Source organism: Indolivaga alginatilytica (assembly GCF_003201355.1).
GTDB lineage: Bacteria > Bacteroidota > Bacteroidia > Bacteroidales > Dysgonomonadaceae > Dysgonomonas_A > Dysgonomonas_A alginatilytica.
Map to the genome: position 1 here is coordinate 60,768 of NZ_QICL01000009.1, position 21,424 is coordinate 82,191.

Here is a 21,424-nt window from a genome sequence, read left to right on the forward strand (position 1 = left end):
TCATAGTTAACTACAGATGGATAACAAAAAGGTCTGAGACCTTAACTATGCAAAGTTATTGTTTAATTAGTTAGTCTCTCTATACGTGTGTTTCCGTTGAGGGTATTCCTTAAATCGTTACGGGGGTTGTATGCTAACTATAGGGTACTAATATGTTTCTTTAGACTAATTTGTAAACTTTTTCTTGTATTCGTTTGGTGTTACTCCAAATTCATCTTTAAAATATTTTCGAAAGTATTTAGGGTCATTAAATCCCACCTGAAAGGCTACTTCGTTCACAAACATCTGGCTTTTTTCTAATAGATTGGCTGCACGTTTTAGTCTGATAAAACGAATAAACTCCGAGGGTGATTTATCTGTGAGTGCCAATATTTTTTTATAGAAATAAACACGGCTCATAGCCATTTCACGGCATAAGTCTTCCACCAGAAAATCTGCATTTCCAATATTTTCTTCTACAATGGAAATAGCTTTTTTCACAAACTTCTCGTCCATTGTCATTATCTCTATTTCACTTGGAGATATTTCTATCTTCTTTTTAAAATTGTACTGGTTTTTCTTCTGACGTTCTATTATTTTCGAGATTTTCAGCGTCAGCATATCTATATTGAACGGTTTGGAGATATAATCGTCTGCACCAGCTTCTATACCTGAATATTGATTCTCTTCTGATGATTTTGCTGTTAAAAGAATAATCGGAATATGAGAAGTTCTTATGTCTGCTTTTATCTTCCGACAAAGTTCATAGCCATCCATTTTAGGCATCATTACGTCGCATAAAATAATGTCAGGTAATTGATCTAATATTATTTGAGAGGCTTCCTCACCGTCGTTTGCTGTAATTATCCGATAGGAGTGAATGAACAGGCTCTTGATAAACTCACGGAAATCTTCATTATCATCAACTATCAGTAATAGAGGTAAGTTTGAATCTTTTGCCGTAACAGCAGAAGTTTCTGGCTCTGTTAATAGAGTATCTCGAATATCTCCCGAATAAATAACATCTTGACTCTTAGATTCTTTATAAGTAGAATTATCAATAGGTATTAATACTGTGAAAGTGGAGCCTTTGCCTGCTGTGCTTTCTACCGAAATTTCTCCATTATGAAGTTTTACATATTCACTAACTAAATGTAATCCAACACCTGTACCAGCTTGGTTATTCTTTTGAGACTGTTCTATACGATAAAAACGGTCGAATATTTTCTCCAGATATTTACTTTCTATTCCTATACCAGTATCCGAAACTTTGATACATAATTGCTTTTTTGCATCTTTTTGAACTTCTTCGGTAATACCCACGCTTACATCAATATGACCTTCTTCTGTATATTTGAAGGCATTAGAAATCAGATTGATAATTATTTTACTCATTTTTTCGGGATCAAAATCCACCTGAAGTTCTTTGAGGTAAGTTGTAAATGTGAATTTTATGGATTTATCAGCAGCTAGAGAAGAAAATGATTGACATATTTCTCTTACTATTGGTATTATATCACCTGTTGATAAGTTCAGATTCATTTTATTCAAGTCCAGTTTTCTGAAATCCAGAATCTCATTCACCATATTCAAAAGGCTCAAAGCATTTTTGCGCATGATGGTTAGCAAGGTCTTTTGTTCTTCTGAATGTGGCTCTTTCATCAGTTTTTCTAGAGGAGTCAATATAAGCGTAATCGGTGTTTTAAACTCGTGACTTATATTTGTAAAGAAGCGAAATTTGAGTTCGTCTACTTCATGAATCTTATCGGCTTCCATTATCTTTTGAGCCTGCTTGAATTCGTGCTTTTGCTTATTTAATTTGTATAAGATAAAGAATCTAAGTACTATAACGAATATAATGAAGTAGATAAAGAATGCCCACCATGTAAGCCAGAATGGAGGTTTTACAATAATCTTTATTATTAAGGGTGTATCACTCCACACACCATCGTTGTTTCCTGCATATATTATCAATTTATATGTTCCAGAATTAAGATTCGAGTATGAAGCTGCACCAACTCCATTTTTAACCTCTATCCAATCGGTATCTAAGCCCTCGAGCATATACTTGTAGTGATTTTTCTCAGGATGTATATAGTTAAGTGCCGAAAATTGTAATGTGAAATTGGTTTCTTTGTAATTAAGAGTTATCTGATCAAGATAGGTAATTGATTGATTAATAATTACCCGATTATTGTATTTTTCGTTGGGTCTAATTGCTTGATTGGCAATTAATAGCTCAGTAAATCTAGGTTTAGGAATGTATTCGTTAAATATTATATTATTGGGGTCGAAATTCACATAGCCATTTGTACTGCCTACATAAATAATACCGTTTTTATCCTTAAACATGGCGTTCTGATTGCATATAGAACTAGGCAAGCCATCTTTAGAGTCAAAGTAAGTAATCGTATAATCCAGTGTGTTATTTGTGTACTGACAATGGATACATGCTAATCCATTGCGTGTACCTGCCCAAATATTGTTATTATTATCTTCTATAAGAGACACCACTTCATCGCTTGGTAACCCTTGTTTCGAGGTTATATATACAAACCGTTTAGTTAGAGGATTATATATATTCAGTCCATTATCAGTAGCTATCCATGTTAAATTTCGGGAGTCGACTAAAATGTTATTAGTCAAAATATTAGATAGAGAATCTTGCTGTATCTGGTCTTTAAAATAAGTACTTATTACTTTACTATTGGTATCTATAATATTTACACCTCTGTCGGTGCTTAGATATATATTCTTATTGATATCTGTATATACGGAAAGTATATAATCAGAGTATAGTTCTTTTGTATTTAGAGTTGTATATCTAGTGAAATTAGTCCGATTGCTATTTAAACTATTCACGCCACCACCTAATGTTCCTATCCATAGATTATTATCTTTATCTTCTGCTAGTCCATACACACTTTTCCCTGATATTGAATTAGAGTCTGTTTCATTAATCTGATATCGGGTGAAACTTTTTCCATCAAAAGAATTTAGGCCACCTAAGAAAGTTCCTACCCAGAGAGTTTTTGAATGATCTTCTAAGATAGATGTAACTATATCGGCAGAGATGCTTTTAGGATTATTCGCATTATAATTGAATGTCTCTATGCTTTGTTTTTCTTCATTATACTTGATTAAGCCTCTGCCATTTGTACCTATCCAGAGGTTATTATTATCATCTTTATATAGGCTATTGCAATCGAAGGTTTCAGAGTCTTCCTTTAAGTGATAGAACAGGGGAGACTTCTTGAATTTAAACATATTAGGATGATAATAAGAGATACCCTTTTTATATGTTCCTATCCAGATAATTCCATCATTGTCACAAAATATACTGATAATAGAATTCTGACTAATTGAATTATTATTATATATGTTGTTGCGTAAAACTGTAATTTTCTTTTTCGATTTATCGAAGATATTCAAACCTCCATGATCTGTACCTATCCAGATTAAGCCTTCTTTGTCTTGATCTATACATCGAAAAAAATTACTGGAGAGAGCAATTTCCGAATCTTTATTTAAGAAAATCCAAGTGTTTGCTTTTATATCATAATAAGCACTGCCTTTGTCGCCAACTCCTGGATAAACCCAGACATCATTATCAGCATCTACAAATAAAGATTTCTGAATAGTAGAATTTTTAGAGTTTTCTCTGAAAAAAGTGTTTCGTATATCTGTAAGATTGGTCTTTTCGTTAAATCTTTCTATTAGTCCATCTCGGTACAATACCCATATGTATTGGTTGTGTATTTTTAAGTCAATTATTTCTCCGGGGCTTAAAGTTTGCCCTTGTTTCGACTGATTAAATATTACATACTTATCTGTTTCAATATTGTATTTATATATTCCTTTCTCTTTATAGTAAAAATAGAGATTCATATGAGTATCTATTTCCACAAGGGATGGAGAAGGTGGCAGTCCCATTTTGGTAACTAAGGAATCGATATTCTGAGTGAAACTTTCGCTTTTAAAATCATATACAATATATCCTGCATTACCTATTTGTAACCATAGCTTGCCTTGTGCATCTTCCTGAATATTGGTAACTCTATCAAATGGAATGCTCGAATACTCATTACGGCTATGTTTGTACACTTTGAAATTTTGACCATCGTAACGATTTAAACCTTGATTGGTTCCAAACCACATAAAACCACGACTATCTTTAAAAATGCACTCAACTTGATTATTGGATAATCCATCACTATTATCTAGGTGTGAGAAATCGAAGGATTGAGCATAAATAATACTTACCGCACTATTGAGCGCTAGTAGTAGCAAGGAGATTATTATTTTCATGAAGATTGGGCTAACATTGGTTCTTTCTCTAGCAAATTTAGATAAATTATATAATTATAGAGGATTTATTACAAATTTAGCCTCCATATAGAAACATATAGCCCCCTCCTTTGTTCAGGAACACCTTATTTTCAAAACATTTAAACAGAACTTTTGTTATTTGATGGCATACATTTGTATTGTTACTAAAATCTAAAAATATAATTGACCATGAAGAAGCATCTATTATTAATAATGGTGTTATTACCTGCTCTGTTCTTTAGTTGCAATGATTCTTATGAGAAAACTAGAGACGGAATTATTGTAAGTCTAAAGAATGACTCTATAAATGCAACAAAACAAATTAGATTGCAAGTTATCACTGACGATATTATTCGTGTTAGTGCAACTCCTAAAGATAAGTTCTCCGATAGAGAGAGTTTAATAAGTGTTTATGAAAAAACTCAAACAAATGGTTGGGAAGTTTCCGAACAAGGAGACGAAGTTGTACTTAAAACTGCTACAACAATTGCAAAAGTTTCTCTAAAAACAGGAGAGATCGTATTTACCGATTTACAAGGTAATATACTATTGTCTGAAAATAAAGGTGGTGGAAAATCTTTCAAAGACATAGAAGTTGAAGGCAAAAAGGCATATACGCTACGTCAAATATTTGATTCGCCCGATGATGAAGCCTTCTATGGCTTAGGACAACATCAATCAGATGAATTTAACTATAAAGGAAAGAACGAAGTATTGTTTCAATATAATACTAAGGTCTCCGTTCCTTTTGTTGTATCCTCTAAAAACTATGGTGTTTTATGGGATAATTATTCGTTGACAAAATTTGGAGATCCGAGAGATTATGAGAATCTGGATCAATTCAAACTATATGACAAGAATGGAAACGAGGGTGGTCTTACTGCTACATACATGGAGAGCAACGATCCCAAACATATATTTACAGAACGTACTGAAGCTACAATAGATTATGAAAATCTAGAGACTGTAAAAAACTTCCCTAAAGATTTTCCTTTTAATAATTCAAGAATTACATGGGAAGGTGAGATCGAATCAAAAGAATCGGGAACTCACCGATTTATATTATACTATGCGGGGTATACCAAAGTATATATCGATGATGAATTGATTGTACCCGAAAGATGGCGTACAGCTTGGAACCCTAACAGCTACAAATTTGCTATTGATTTAAAAGCTGGGGAGAAGCATAAAATTAAACTAGATTGGAAACCCGATGGAGGTATATCCTATATAAGTCTTAAAGCTTTAGACTCCAAGAATGAGAAAGATCAAAACAAATTATCTCTTTGGTCTGAGATGGGTGACGAAATTGATTATTATTTCATCAGAGGAAATAATATGGATGACGTTATCAAAGGGTATCGTACGGTTACAGGAAAATCGCAAATTATGCCTAAATGGGCTATGGGATTCTGGCAAAGCCGTGAGCGTTATAAAACTCAAGACGAATTATTGAGTGCAGTAAAAGAATATCGCAAAAGAGAGATTCCTTTAGATAATATTGTTTTAGACTGGTCTTACTGGCCTCAAGATGCATGGGGAAGCCATGACTTTGATACTGCTCGCTTTCCTGATGCAAAAGGTATGATTGATAGTGTACATGCTATGGATACTCGTATTATGATTTCTGTTTGGCCTAAATTCTACCATACTACTGATAACTATAAAGCTTTTGATGAAAAAGGATGGATGTATAATCGTGCAGTAAAAGATAGCATCAGAGATTGGATTGGTCAGGGTTATATAGCCGGTTTTTATGATGCTTATAGTAAAGATGCCCGCAAAATGTTCTGGGATCAAATGAATGAGAAACTTTATTCGAAAGGTATTGATGCTTGGTGGATGGATGCTTCTGAACCAGATATTTTATCGAATGCGAGTATGAAATATCGTAAGGAGTTGAGTACTCCTACCGCTTTGGGTTCTTCTACTGAGTATTTTAATGCCTATGCCTTAGTGAATGCAATGGCTATATATAACGGACAACGTTCGGTTAATCCCGATAGTCGTGTATTTCTTTTGACTCGTTCAGGATTCGCAGGACTGCAACGTTATTCAACAGCTACATGGAGCGGCGATATCGGTACACGTTGGGAAGATATGAAAGCTCAGATTTCGGCAGGACTCAATTTTGCTATGTCGGGCATTCCATACTGGACTATGGATATTGGCGGATTCTGCGTTGAGAAACGTTACGAACAGGCAAAAGAAGGATCGGAAGATTTAAACGAATGGCGTGAATTGAATACACGTTGGTTTCAGTTCGGTGCATTCTGTCCTCTTTTCCGCAGTCACGGACAATATCCGTATCGTGAGATTTATAACATTGCTCCCGAAAATCATCCTGCCTATAAGAGTATGGTATATTATGATAAACTTCGCTATCGTTTGATGCCCTATATATATTCGATTGCAGGAATGACACACTTCAATGACTATACTATCATGCGTGCCCTAGTAATGGATTTCGGAACAGATGCTAAGACTTTCAACATTGACGATCAATATATGTTTGGACCCGATCTGATGGTTTGTCCTGTATATACTTACAAAACTACTTCACGTGATGTTTATTTCCCTGCCAATACAAATTGGTACGATTTTGAATCGGGCAGATATATAACAGGTGGAAAAACAGAGAAGATTGCTGCACCCTACGAACGTATTCCGCTGTTTGTACGAGAAGGGGCTATTCTGCCCATTGGTAAAGACATTCAAAATACAAAGCAATCTCAGGCAGATAATATTCAACTTAAAATATATGAGGGTAAAGACGGAGAGTTTACAATTTATGAAGATGAAGGCGTAAATTATAATTATGAAAAAGGACAATTTGCTAAAATAAAAATCAACTATGAGGAGAAAACCAAAACTGTAACCATTGCAGACATTCAGGGAGGATACTCGGGAATGCCTAATACCAGAACTTTTGAAATTGAATTAATAACTAAAGACAACAAAAAACAAACTCCTAAAATCGTAGAATACTCAGGTAAGAAGTTATCTGTAACTGTATGAAAAAAGTAAAATAAAATATTTGATACTATGTTTTAGAATCAGAACTATCTATTGTTGTTTTACTAGCCAAAGCAATAAATAGTTCTGGGAACTTAATAATTTCTTAAAATTTCAAAACCATGAATAAACAATTAAAATTATTAGTTAACCAATCATCTCATTTTGGCTTTTTGAAGCTGTGTTTGATGATTATACTAAGCTTTGGATTGACTCTCAATCTACAAGCTCAGACTGCACAGGAAGTTTCGGGGGTTGTAACTAGTAACGGAGAACCTCTTGTGGGAGCTTCGGTAGTAGAAAGAGGTACAACCAATGGAACCATTACCGATCTGGATGGTAAGTTTACTCTTAATGTAGCCGGTAATGCTTCTTTGGTAGTTACTTACTTAGGATATACGACCCGAACAATATCGGTTAATAACCAAAAACAATTGGATATTCAATTACAGGAAGACAGTAATATGCTGGATGAAGTAGTTGCAATTGGATACGGTGTTCAAAAGAAAAAACTAAATACAGGTGCAACTATACAAGTAAAAGGAGATGAATTGGCTAAGTTGAATACAACTAATGCACTTCAGGCTTTACAGGGACAAACTGCAGGGGTACAAATTTCATCTACTTCGGGACAGCCGGGTGCTGATATGAAAGTTACCGTTCGTGGATTGGGAACTGTAGGTAATTCGCAACCTCTTTATATCATAGACGGTATTGAAGGTGATATTACTGTGCTGAATCCCGCTGATATAGAATCTATTGACGTACTTAAAGATGCAGCATCGGCGGCAATCTTCGGATCGCAGGCGGCAAATGGTGTGGTTCTGGTAACAACAAAAGGAGGTAAAAAAGGAAAAGGACAAGTATCGTTCGATGCTTTTTATGGAGTTCAGAATGTAGCTCGTAAGGCTAATATGCTTGATGCTAATGCTTACAAGGTAATTATGAATGAGCAAGCTATAAATTCGGGTTCCGCAATGTATGATTTCAATGCAATGGGCGAACTTGCCAATACCAACTGGATAGACCAGATGTTTAAGGATAATGCAAAGATCGAAAACTATTCGTTAAATGTGATGGGTGGTTCCGAAACTTCGGTTTATGCTATGTCTCTAAACTACTTATCTCAGGAAGGTATTATTGGAGGTAGTGATGTCTCTAATTATGAGCGTTATGGATTTCGTCTAAATACTGAACACAAACTTTACAAAGATGTATTGAAGGTAGGACAGCACCTAAATTTTAATTACATTAAAAGTAGAGGGATAGACGTTGGTAATCAATATAATAATACTCTAAGAGGAGCTTTTGCGACTTCACCTCTTTCTCCCGTATATAGTGATAATAATATCTACGACAGTCCATTTAATGATACTAGCAATTCTCTATGGTACAAAGGGGATGGTAATCCTTATGGAAATATGATGACTAACAGTAATAATGCAAACGATGCTCAAAAATTACTGGCCGATGTTTATGCTGAACTTGAACCAATAAAGAACTTAAAGATAAAATCGGTTCTTGGTATCAATTACTATTCATCTGAGTTTCGTAGTTTCGATCCATTGTATCAATTCTCTATTTACTCGTATAATAATGATCATACTACTGTAAATCAAAATATGAGTAAAGGACATACCTTAACATGGATGAATACAGCCGGATACGATTTCAATATAGGTGAAGATCACGCTTTTAGTGCTTTAGTTGGAACAGAAGCTGTTCGTTATCAGGGAACTTTCTTGTCAGGCTCTAACTGGAATCTTCTATCTCAATTCAATGATTTTTCTCATGCTTACTTAGATAATACTACGGGACAAGCTCATTTGGATGAAAAAGGAAACATCGTAGAAACAAAGACAGTAGGAGGAAGACCCGAAAATGCGTATCGTCGTATGTCGTATTTTACACGTATAGGTTATAACTATGCTGAAAAATATATGATTAATGCAACATTGCGTGCCGATGGTTCTTCACGATTTGCACAAGGACACCGTTGGGGATATTTCCCATCAGTTTCAGCAGGATGGATTATTTCAAAAGAATCTTTTATGGAAGATATGACAAAGGGCTCATGGTTGGATATGTTGAAATTGAGACTAAGCTGGGGACAAGTAGGTAATCAGGATATTCCAGATTTTCAATTTGCTTCTCCGATCAATACTTCTACGGGATATAATGCTGATAATCCTGCCGCTTATTACACATTCGGAACAAATAAAGTAAATGTTCCGGGGGCATATGCTAATCGCTTATCCAATCCCGATTTAAAATGGGAAACTTCAGAACAAACCAATATCGGTTTAGATGTCTTTATGTTGAGAAACCGTTTAGGAGTTAATATGGACTTTTATGTCAAAACAACCAAAGACTGGTTAGTAAGGGCTCCTATTTTAGCAACTGCGGGAGCCGGAGCACCTTTTATCAATGGCGGTGATGTTAAGAATACAGGTTTTGAATTAGCTGTGTCATGGAAAGATAATATAGGTCAGGTTGGCTATAGTATTGGAGCGAACGGAGCTTACAATCAAAATAAAGTAGGAAATATTCCGGGAGATGCAGGTACTATAAATGGTCTTGAGAATATGCTCTATGATGGTTCGGTTGAATTTTACCGTGCTCAAAATGGATTCCCTATCGGCTATTTCTATGGTTTTAAAACAGATGGAATTTTTCAGAATACACAAGAAATTACAGATTGGAAGGCTGCCGGAAATGGTGTTTTGCAAAGTGATGTACGCCCCGGTGATGTAAGATATGTAGATATTAATAAAGACGGTAAAATTGATAAATTAGATAAAACCGATTTAGGAAATGGTATGCCCGACTTTACTTTTGGTTTCAATATAGCTATTGACTATAAACATTTCGATTTCTCGGTAAATGCAAATGGCGTAGCAGGTAATAAGATTGTACAATCTTATCGTAACCATGCCAATAAGCAAGCAAATTATACAACTGCTATATTGAATCGCTGGACAGGTGAGGGAACATCTAATAGAATGCCTCGTGTAACCGAAACTAATACTAACTGGCAATTTTCGGATTTATATATCCAAAAAGGTGACTTCCTAAGGATTAATAATATTATGTTGGGATATGATCTCGCACAATTAATTAAATGGAAGAATCTTAGTCAGTTGAGAATTTACGGTGCTGTTCAGAATGCGTTTACCTTCACTAAATACGATGGTATGGATCCCGAAATCGGATATGGCACAAGCAATTGGGTATCGGGTGTTGATGTTGGATATTATCCTCGTCCGAGAACCTTCCTGTTTGGTGTAAATCTTAAGTTTTAAGGTCACAGATATGTTTACTAAAAAAAGAGAAAACAATGAAAAATTTTAAATTAAATATATTACTGGCAATAGGAGTGAGTTCAGGCTTATTTTCCTGCTCTGAGAGTTTCTTGGATGTAGAACCCCAAACCAGTATTATTGATAACAATTTCTATAAAACAGTGAGCGATGCCGAAATGGCTCTGGTAGGATGTTACGATGGGTTTCAACGTACAGCATCTAATGGTAACTTATCTATTTATGTAGTTTCAGAAGTCTTATCGGATAACTGTTTCGGTGGAACAGGTAATACTGACGGACGTGGCTATCAGGCACTGGATCGTTTTGATTTATCTCAATCACCATCGGATGCCAATTTGTTTAACGGAACATGGACTGACTATTATGCTGCTATATTTCGTTGCAATACACTATTATCCAAATTAGATGGTATTCCTTTCAAAGAGGGAACAAATACCAGAAATCGTATTGAAGGAGAAGCTCGTTTCCTGAGAGCAATTCTATACTTTGATTTGGCTCGTTTGTTTGAAAGAGTTCCATTATTAACAGTTCCTACTACGGAAAATATTCCACAGGCAGAACCTGTTGAAACGTATAAATTAATAGTAGAAGACCTTAAGTTTGCTTCTGAAAATATTCCGGCGGATGCTTATCCGAAGTCAAAAGCAAGTGAAAATGATGGTAGAGTAACACCTTATGCTGCTAAATCTATGATGGCGCGTGTATACTTATTCTACACAGGATATTATAAGGCTGATGACTTAGGTATCACTAAATCAGAAGTATTGGCAGGTTTAGAAAATGTGATTAGTAGCGGTGAGTACGGTTTAATCGATTCTTACAAATCTCTATGGCCTGCCGCTAGTTATATCCCTTCAGAAACAGCTAATACCCTTGATAAATCAGGATATGTAGGTGATGGTAACAAAGAAACTGTATTTGCTCAGAAATTTAATAGTACTACCGATTATAATGGTAATATCGATGGTAACCGCTGGTTAGTAATGATGGGTATGCGTAATACTAACTGGTCTCCATACGGAAAAGGGTGGGGTGCTTGTACTGTGAATCCTAAGCTGGTAGCTGCTTTTTCGGATAATGATGCACGTAAGAAAGCTTCTATAATTGATATTGTAGGTGAAGGGATTGCTAAGAAATTTGATTTGAAAGATGCACGTGAATATACAGGATATTCAACAAAGAAGTATACTCCTACAGCTTTACCCGATGGAACTTCCGATACAGGTGGCTCTAAGGATAATCAAATATCACAGGATCAGGATTATGTTGTGATCCGATATGCGGATATATTGTTAATGGCTGCAGAGTTAGGTTCGCCTAATGCCCAGACCTATTATGATAGTGTACGTAAACGTGCAGGGTTGAATGGCAGATCAGTATCATTAGCTAATATTCAGGAAGAACGTCGTTTGGAATTTGCTTTTGAGGGACTTCGTTATTGGGATTTACTTCGTCAAGGCTTAGATGTTGCGGCTTCTACCATTGCACAAACTCAAAAAGTGAAAAGTGGTGCAGCCGATGACGAAGTGGTTATAACTGCTGATAATATTAAAAAGACCAGAGGTTTTATGCAGATACCAAATACACAGATTATAATATCTAATGATGTTCTGATCCAAAATCCAGGATGGTAATAATCAACATTTAATATTGAAACGTTATGAAAAATATATATAAATCGATATTAGCTATTTTAAGCATGGGACTGCTCTTTACGGCTTGTTCTCCGGACAATCCGCAACTGGGGTCTATTTTGGCGAAAGATCAATTAAAATTTAGCATTACACAAAATCCTGACGATCCTAATATGGTGATATTAGAAAGTCTTACTCCTAATGCTTCACCATTCTGGACTACACCTTTAGGTCGTTCAACTCATGTGAGAGATACCGTAAGAATTGCTTTCCCCGGTACTTATACATTTACTTACGGAGCTCTTTCCAATGGTGGAGCTACACAAGCCGATCCTTTTGAATTGACTATCACAACTACTAATTTAAGTTACGTAGACGATCCTTTATGGACAAATCTTACAGGTGGTGTAGGCAATGAGAAAGTATGGAGATTAGATTATGGAATGTATGGATTGAATGCAGGACCTTTGACCTACTGTGCTCCTTTAACAACATGGACTCAATGGCAAGCAGGTACAGCCGAAGTGGGTTGGGCTCCTTCTTGGAATGATAATCAATGGATTATCGAGGAAGCTGATAAAGAAAGCCGCATGACCTTTAGCCTCAAAGGTGGAGCTTATATGAAAACGCATAAAGTAACAGAGGGTGTAAATGAATCGGGAACATTCTTCTTGGACGTAAATAATCATACATTGACAACTACAGATGCAACTATCCTTCGTTCGAAAAACTTTATTGCAAATGCAACAAACTGGAATAAAAATTTGGTTATACTTTCTTTGACTGAGAATCAATTGATGGTAGGAGTTAGACGTACCAATTCGGAGGGTGATTACCTATATGTCTGGAATTTTGTATCAGATGAATATGCTGAAAAATATGTTCCTGAAGATGTAGAAGATCCGAACTTTAATTTTGGAAATCAATCGGAAATTCTTGCTGTGAATACAACTAAAACATGGTACTTAGATACTGAGGTTCCTTTTAACTGGGCTGATATTAATGGTAAGCTATTAAATGAATGGAATAGCAGAGCTGATATTATATCTGCTGGATGGACTGGTTATGATGATTCGTCGGTTGCTAATATCGATGGCTGTTCTATAACTTTCACTCAAGATGGAAAAGTAACTGTACGACAAGATAATGGAACGGAAACATCCGGAACTTGCAAGAATACTCAATCAACCAATACAATTACGTTTAAGGATGTTACACCTTCTTTCCTTATTGCAGGTTGGATAAGTGTTGCTACAACAGACGAAAATCAATGGAAGATTGTAAAAGTGGAGCATAATGTTCTAGGGAACGTAAGTGGAATTTGGTTTGGAAAACGAGATCCGGCAAAACCTGAGTATATGGTATTCCACTTTATCAGTAAATAAGCTTAAAAAATGGATTAGATAACTTATTCTTGAAAATAAATCAATAATTGACTACCTCTCGGATGCTCACCGAAATGAACTCTCAGAGGTAGTCATTTCTTTAATACGATTTGTATATGAAACTACTAAAATGCTTAATTCCTATTATATTGGTATTCTTTTCTTTACAGAGTTGTAGCGATTCTGAAGATGAAATAATTCCGGAAGAAATAATTCCGACTGTCTCGGTCAGTTCTGCGGCTATCTCTTTTGATGCTGTGGGCGGTACAAGCCCTCTCGAGATAGTAAGTAATTCTAACTGGAAAATAAATTATACATCTACTTGGTGCAGACCTTCTATTCAAGCATCTAAAGGAAACGTTAAGGTAACTATAACTGCAGATGCAAATGACAAAGAAGAGGTTCGTAGCGAAACTTTTACTCTTTCGGTAACGGGGATGACAGATGTTGTGATAACCATCACACAAAAGGCTAAAGATCCGGCAGTAATCATACCAGATTACATTAATCCGGATAAAACGGGAATGACAAATGATGCTTTGCTCTTAGCTGCTAAAATGAGACTAGGATGGAATCTGGGCAATACAATGGAATCATGTGATGCTACAAATGCAGGAGAAACGATGTGGGGAAATCCTATGACGTCTAAGAAACTGATTGATGCAGTTAAAGCAGGAGGTTTTAATGTTGTTCGCATTCCTTGTGCATGGAGTGGATATATAGAAGATGCAGCAACTCATAAGATAAAAGAATCGTGGTTGGCACGTGTAAAAGAGGTTGTAGACTATTGTGTTGATAACGATATGTATGTTATTCTCAATATTCATTGGGATGGTGGATGGTTGGAAAATAATCCTACCTACGACAAACAAGAAAGTGTAAATGTAAAACAGAAAGCTTTGTGGAAACAAATAGCTATTTATTTCCGCGATTACGATGAGCACTTATTATTTGCAGGAACAAATGAAGTACATAAGGACTATAATGCACCTTCTACAGAAAACCTGACAGTGCAGATGTCATATAATCAAACCTTTGTAGATGCAGTACGTGCTACGGGAGGACGAAACTCTTGGCGTAATCTTGTTGTACAAGCCTATAATACAAACATAGAGTATGCTGTAAATTATTTAAAGATGCCTACTGATGCTACTGCAAATCGCTTAATGTCGGAAGTTCACTTCTATGATCCGTATGATTTTGCATTACAAGAAGATGGTACATATAAAACCCAGTGGGGAAAACCATTTGCAGGTGGAGATGTGCCTTCGTGGGGACAAGAGGCTTGGATAGATGAAGCTTTTGGGAAAATGAAAACAAACTTTGTAAATAAAGGAATTCCCGTTGTTTTAGGTGAGTATGGTGCTATTCTTCGTACATCATTATCTGCCGAGCTACAAGCAAAACATATTGAGGCACGTAACTACTACTTGAACTATGTGACTAAAGCAGCAAAGAATAATGGCTTGATTCCTGTGTATTGGGACAATGGCAATGCCGGCGATAAAGGTTTTGCATTATTTACTCGTAGTACAGGCAACCAAGTACATGCAGATGCTTTAAGGGCAATAGTAACAGCAGTAGAGTAATTATTGGATAAAGAAATAGACCATGAAAATAGTATATGGACTTATAATTATTTCTATTCTATGTGGGTGTTCTTCTCGGCTAAAAGTAAGAGATAGAGCTGATTTCACAGAAAACTGGAAATTTTACTTAGGAGATGATTCTCTCGCTAATGAAACTCAATATGATGATTCTAAATGGCGAACCTTAGATTTGCCTCATGATTGGAGTATTGAAGCTGATTTTTCACTGTCAAATCCGGCAACACCTGGTGGGGGAGCACTTCCCGGTGGAATTGGATGGTATAGAAAAGAATTCACTCCCGATAAATCATCCGAAGGTAAGGTGGTTTATATAGACTTTGATGGGATATATTGGAATAGCAAAGTTTGGGTTAATGGTCATCTAATAGGAGAACGTCCCAATGGGTATATATCTTTTAGGTATGATCTTACACCATATCTGAAGTTTGGCGAAAAGAATGTTATCTCGGTACGGGTCGATAATTCTCAACAGCCTAATTCCAGATGGTATTCGGGGTCGGGTATATACCGAAATGTTTGGTTAGTAACGGTAGATCCTGTTCATATTGATTATAATGGTACATATATTACAACTCCCGTAGTGACAAAAGATTCTTCGGATGTTAAGATTGTAACCACTATTCGAAATACAGAAAATACACTATCAAATGTAGATTTGTATTCGATATTAGTCGATGCAGACGGAAAAGAGATAACTCGGATTGATAATTCTGTGAATGTAACTGCTTCGGGAATAGTATCCTCAGAACAATTGTTGAAAGTTGAACAACCTAATCTGTGGTCAGTAGATAGACCATACATGTATAAGGTAGTCACTCAGATTAAACGGGATGGAAAAATAATTGATGAATATGAAACACCTATTGGAATACGCTATTTTACATTTGATAAAGATAAAGGCTTCTTTTTGAATGGAGAATCAGTTAAAATAAAAGGAGTATGTAATCATCACGATTTAGGATGCTTAGGTGCAGCCGTTAACGTGAGAGCTATTGAGCGTCAATTAGAGATTTTAAAAGAAATGGGTTGTAATGGCATACGTACAGCTCATAATCCACCTTCACCCGAATTATTAGACTTGTGTGATAAGATGGGTTTTATAGTGATGGATGAAGCTTTCGACATGTGGAGAAAAAAGAAATCTCCACACGATTACTCACAATTTTTTCCTGAGTGGCACGAGAGAGATTTAACTGATCTTATTCTGAGAGATCGTAACCATCCCTCTATTTTTATGTGGAGTATTGGAAATGAAATATTAGAGCAATGGTCACATATTGATGCTGATACTCTGGATTTGCAGCAAGCTAATATGGTTTTGAATTTTGCAAATACTTTGGATAAAAAGTCTATTCCATCGAAAGATTTACATGTAAACTCTCTTTTGACTCTCAAATTAGCAGATATAGTAAAACAACTGGATCCGACACGACCTGTAACAACGGGTAATAATGAAACTGAGCCAAGCAATCATATATTTCGATCGGGAGCGATGGAAATTATAGGATTTAATTATCATGAGAATAATTGGGTGAATTTCCATGAGAAGTTTCCTGATCAGAAGCTTATTATAACCGAATCTACTTCTGCACTTATGTCTCGGGGCTATTATATAATGCCTTCCGACAGTATGAATATTTGGCCGGAACGTTGGGATAAACCTTTTGACAGACCCGTACATCAGTGTTCTTCGTATGACAATAATCATGTGCCTTGGGGAACGACTCATGAGGGTACGTGGCAATTGATAAAAAAGTACGATCATATATCGGGAGTATATTTGTGGACAGGTTTTGATTATTTGGGTGAGCCAACTCCTTTTTGGTGGCCATCGCGTAGTTCTTATTTCGGAATTATAGATTTAGCAGGCTTTCCTAAGGATGTTTACTATATGTATCAAAGCGAGTGGACTAATAAGGATGTATTACATTTATTTCCTCACTGGAATTGGAATGAAGGACAACTTGTTGATGTTTGGGCATATTATAGCAATGCGGATGAAGTGGAACTTTATCTGAATGGAAAATCATTAGGTAAGAAAACTAAGAAAGATGGAGAGTTTCATGTATTCTGGCGAGTTCCATATACGAAAGGAACATTAAAAGCTGTTTCCCGTAAAAATGGAAAAGAAGTTTTATCAAGAGAGATAAAAACAGCAGGAAAACCCGTATCTATTCGTTTAACAGCCGATAGGAACAAGATAACCGCAGACGGTAAAGATTTATCTTTTGTGACTGCCGAGGTGTTAGATGCAGAAGGTATACCTGTTCCGACAGCAGACAGTTTTATTAAATTTTCGATTGAAGGCAATGGTTTTATTACTGGTACTGACAATGGAAATCCTACGGATTCTTTGTCTCTAAAGAAACCCGAAAGACGCTTATTTAGTGGAAAGGCAATAGCTGTGATTCAATCTGCAAGAAAAGACGGAAAGATTGTTTTGAGAGCAAGCTCAGAAGGTTTAGAGAGTAATAGTGTTGAGATTAGGTCTGTAAAGAAGTAATTTCGTAAAAAGAAGGTTGGTTATCTGAAGAGAGAGTATTTCTTAATGAAATACTCTCTCTTCTATTTACCAAAGTAAAAAGGTCTGGGACCTTATTGTTTTACTGTACTTCCAAAGAATCCGAAGAAGGATATATACAGGAAGCACACTAAAGGAACAATGAAACCAATACTCATACTTGTTTCTCCTATCAGTCCCATTAGTGTTGGGGCAATTGCTCCACCAACTACAGTGAATACTAATATAGAAGAAGCCGTTTTAGTTTTTTCACCCAGATGCCTTAATCCCAAAGCGAAAATAGATGGAAACATGATAGACATGAACAAATAACTTGCTATTAAAGCGATAAGTCCGAAACGTGTATGGCTTGTCATTGCAACCACCATCAATAATGTATTTATAAGAGCAAAAGCTCCTAATAACATTTCGGGTTTTACTTTTTGCATGATCATACTACCCGACAATCTGCCTATTGCAAATAGAGCCATTCCTCCAAGTCCTAGCAATAGTCCGGCTTGCATTTCGTTTAATTGCAAAGATTCTATTTCAACAGTGTAATTAATAAAGAAACTGCCTATCCCTGTTTGGGCTGCAACATACAAAAACTGAGCTATAACAGCCATTATAAAATGTCTTTGTTTTATCAGTGGTCTGTTTGAAATCCGTTCGTTATTGAGACTTGCAGCGGCATCATCCGAAGATGTATCTGATTTAATTTCAGGTAGTTTTACGAAAATAAATAAAACCAAAACTAATAGAACAATTGTACCCAATCCTACATATGGTGCTACTAATGCAGAGTTATCAGTTATAGCTTCACTTGCCGAGGTTGTAATATTCTGTACTTGTTCTGTTGCTCCTAAGAATACTTTTTTTACGGCTTCAACAAATAGTTCTAATATTGACTTATCTGATTCGTTATTAAAGATTAGTATAGAACCAACAAGAGGTCCTAAGATCCAACCGATTGCATTAAAGGTTTGAGCCAGATTTATACGGCTTGCAGCTTTTTCGGGAGAACCTAATACTATTGTATATGGATTGGCTACAGTTTCGAGACATGCCAGACCACAGAATAATACTAACAGACCTATTAAGAAAGCCCAAAATGCATTAATACCAACTGCGGGAACAAACCAAAAGGCTCCTGCTGCAAAAAGAGAAAGACCAACTATAATTCCGAATTTATAACCAAACTTTCGCGCTATAATTCCGGCAGGAATCGCCATAATAAAATAAGCACCATAAGCAGCTGCTTGCACAGCCCCGGATTGGGCTTTTGTAAGGGATAATGAATCCTGAAAATGTTTATTTAAAACATCCAGTAGGCTATGTGCAAATCCCCATAAAAAAAACAGACTGGTGATAAGGATAAATGGGAATAAATAATTAACTCCATTCTCTCCTGTAAACATCGAGTTTTTTTTCATATTCTAATTAAAATAAGTGTTTTACATTTTCTGAAATTTCTAACCATTTCTGGTTGTCTTTAGGATAATAAGATTTAAGGATAAAGCTGTTTTTTATAATTTCATGTCCTTCATTCCAGTCTTTGACTGTTTCATCAGCAATGGCTTGTTGCATAATATTACCAATAGCTGTAGATTCGGTCATGCCTGTTGAGACAATAACATTGAGGGCATCTGCTGTATATTGGTTTAGTAAATCATTTTGACTGCCACCTCCCACAACATACAATTGTTCGATTTTTCTACCAGAGCATTCCTTTAGTTTTTTGACAACAAAATAATATTTTAATGCCAATGATTCCATAACACACCTTACAAACTCTCCTTTGCTTACTGGTCTAACTTGATTGGTGCTAGCACAGTAAGATTCTATTGCTGCACTCATTGAAGATGGATTCGAGAACTTTACATCATCGGGATTTACAATGCTTTGGAATGCTTTTGCTTGAATTGCTTCTGACAACAAATATTCGTACGAGTATTTCTTTTCATCCTTCTTTTCCCATTCAGCAATTAATTGCTGCAAGAGCCAAAGACCTGTGATGTTTCTCATGAAGAGTATTTTGCCATTCACTCCGCCTTCATTTGTAAAATCGTTCAGCATTGCTTCGGATGTCAGAATAGGTTCATCAGTAAGCAAGCCTAACAAAGACCATGTACCCGAACTGAGGAATGCCCAATTACCGCCTTCAGCAGGAATTGCTCCTATTGCACTGGCTGTATCATGCGAGCCAACAGCAAAGACTTTTGTATGTATGGCTCCTGTTTCTTCTACAATTGTTTTTGAAAGACTTCCTATAATTTCTCCTGGTTTTATAATTTCTTCCATGACAGAAAAGGGCAACTCTAATTGACGAAATATATATTCGTCCCATTGTCGTGTTTTTGCATTTAATAATTGAGAAGTAGAAGCTATTGTGTATTCATTAGCTGCCACACCTGTCAGGAAATAATTTATAAGATCGGGGGTGAAAAGTAGTTTATCTGCGGAACATAAAGAAGGATCGCCTTTAGAGTGAAGGCTGTATAATTGAAAAATGGTATTTATCTCCATTTGCTGAATACCTGTACTCTCATACAAATATTCTTTGGATATATTTTGCGTAGCCTCTTTTGCCATACCTAATGTACGGTGGTCTCTATAGGTCACAGGGTTGGAAACCAGATGCCCTGCTTTATCTATAAGACCAAAATCGACACCCCATGTATCAACAGCTATGCCTTTTAGATTATATCCTTTTTTTACGGCAAGAAATATACCCTGTTTTATATTTTCAAAAAGAGATAAGAAGTTCCAATGTAGCGTATTACCTAATTGAACAGGCTTATTCTCGAATCGGTGAATTTCATCTAAACAAATTCTTCCATCAACAATAGTTCCGACAATGGCTCGACCACTGCCTGCACCCAGATCTAAAGCAAGATATGCCATAAGTGATCATTTAGATGTTTTGCCTAGAATATATTTATCAAGATCGTCAACTTCTTGTTCCGTAAGAGTTAAATAATTACCTGCTCCTGCATTTACAATTATCTGGCATGCCAATTCAAAGAATACTGCTTTTTGAAAAGCATCATCAAAGTCTTTTCCACAAACTACTTGTCCGTGCTTGCTGAGTAATGCAGTATCATTATTTGTTAATGCTGTTGTCACAGCCTTAGCAAGTTCGGGAGATCCCGGTCTATGATAGTCTACAATCGATATTTCGCGACCGCAATAACAAGGTACTTCTGCAATAACGTTAAAATTGGTGGGTTTATCCTTCATACACGAAACTACTGTTGCGTATTGAGATTGGAAGTGTAGAACAACATTAACATCTTTTCTGGTACGTAACACACCTAGGTGAAATGAGCTTTCCATAGATGGCTTTACTCCTTGTACAGGCATTCCGTCAGAAATTCGGCATGCTGCAATTTTGTTTTCTGTAATACGGGGAAGCCAAGAGCCTGTTCCTGAGATTAAAGCTAAGTCTTCTTCTACTCTCCAGGATATGTTGCCACTGCTGCAAAGTTGTAAACGTTCTTTTCCTACTCTTTGAGCCTGTGTTATAAATTCAGCGAAATGTTTATCTGTTATCATGGTGTATATATGTGCTTACATCAACTAAAACGAATAAACGTAAAGTCTATCCGTTTTAGTGTGTGATTGGTATTACTTTTGTTCTTATTTAACA

The 21,424-nt window shown here is 36.0% G+C and carries 10 protein-coding genes; 6 read left to right on the forward strand and 4 right to left on the reverse strand.

The annotated features are described in order from the left end of the window. Positions 1–165 precede the first annotated feature (165 nt). On the reverse strand, positions 166–4,287 hold the full coding sequence (locus CLV62_RS08910; RefSeq protein WP_110310436.1) for a hybrid sensor histidine kinase/response regulator transcription factor: 4,122 nt from the start codon (positions 4,285–4,287) through the stop codon (positions 166–168). 210 nt (positions 4,288–4,497) lie between these two features. Between CLV62_RS08910 and CLV62_RS08915 the strand changes: the two genes are divergently transcribed. The 6 genes from CLV62_RS08915 to CLV62_RS08940 all read left to right on the forward strand — a co-directional run bounded on the left by CLV62_RS08915 (position 4,498) and on the right by CLV62_RS08940 (position 17,778). Then, positions 4,498–7,326 (forward strand): TIM-barrel domain-containing protein, encoded by a 2,829-nt coding sequence (locus tag CLV62_RS08915; protein ID WP_110310437.1) that lies wholly within the window; start codon positions 4,498–4,500, stop codon positions 7,324–7,326. Positions 7,327–7,445: 119 nt separating this feature from the next. After that, positions 7,446–10,625, forward strand: a complete 3,180-nt coding sequence (locus tag CLV62_RS08920; RefSeq protein ID WP_110310438.1) for a SusC/RagA family TonB-linked outer membrane protein — start codon at positions 7,446–7,448, stop codon at positions 10,623–10,625. A 35-nt stretch (positions 10,626–10,660) separates the two neighbouring features. Beyond that, positions 10,661–12,280, forward strand: a complete 1,620-nt coding sequence (locus CLV62_RS08925) for a RagB/SusD family nutrient uptake outer membrane protein (RefSeq protein WP_110310439.1) — start codon at positions 10,661–10,663, stop codon at positions 12,278–12,280. A gap of 26 nt (positions 12,281–12,306) precedes the next feature. After that, on the forward strand, positions 12,307–13,665 hold the full coding sequence (locus CLV62_RS08930) for a hypothetical protein (protein WP_110310440.1): 1,359 nt from the start codon (positions 12,307–12,309) through the stop codon (positions 13,663–13,665). Between the two features lie 116 nt (positions 13,666–13,781). Beyond that, positions 13,782–15,254 carry a cellulase family glycosylhydrolase gene (locus CLV62_RS08935; RefSeq protein ID WP_110310441.1) on the forward strand — a complete coding sequence of 491 codons (1,473 nt, stop codon included), beginning with the start codon at positions 13,782–13,784 and terminating at the stop codon, positions 15,252–15,254. Between the two features lie 22 nt (positions 15,255–15,276). Continuing rightward, the gene (locus CLV62_RS08940; RefSeq protein ID WP_110310442.1) at positions 15,277–17,778 is read left to right on the forward strand and encodes a glycoside hydrolase family 2 TIM barrel-domain containing protein; all 2,502 of its coding nucleotides are present in this window, start codon (positions 15,277–15,279) and stop codon (positions 17,776–17,778) included. A 92-nt stretch (positions 17,779–17,870) separates the two neighbouring features. Here the strand turns inward: CLV62_RS08940 and fucP are convergent, their stop codons facing one another. From fucP to CLV62_RS08955, 3 genes are read right to left on the reverse strand one after another with little or no spacing between them, the layout of a single operon-like run. Then, a complete protein-coding gene (gene fucP, locus CLV62_RS08945; RefSeq protein WP_110310443.1) occupies positions 17,871–19,208 on the reverse strand; it encodes an L-fucose:H+ symporter permease in 1,338 nt (445 codons plus the stop codon). Between the two features lie 7 nt (positions 19,209–19,215). Continuing rightward, on the reverse strand, positions 19,216–20,679 hold the full coding sequence (locus tag CLV62_RS08950) for a rhamnulokinase (RefSeq protein WP_110310444.1): 1,464 nt from the start codon (positions 20,677–20,679) through the stop codon (positions 19,216–19,218). Between the two features lie 6 nt (positions 20,680–20,685). Beyond that, on the reverse strand, positions 20,686–21,330 hold the full coding sequence (locus tag CLV62_RS08955; protein ID WP_110310445.1) for a class II aldolase/adducin family protein: 645 nt from the start codon (positions 21,328–21,330) through the stop codon (positions 20,686–20,688). Positions 21,331–21,424: the final 94 nt, after the last annotated feature.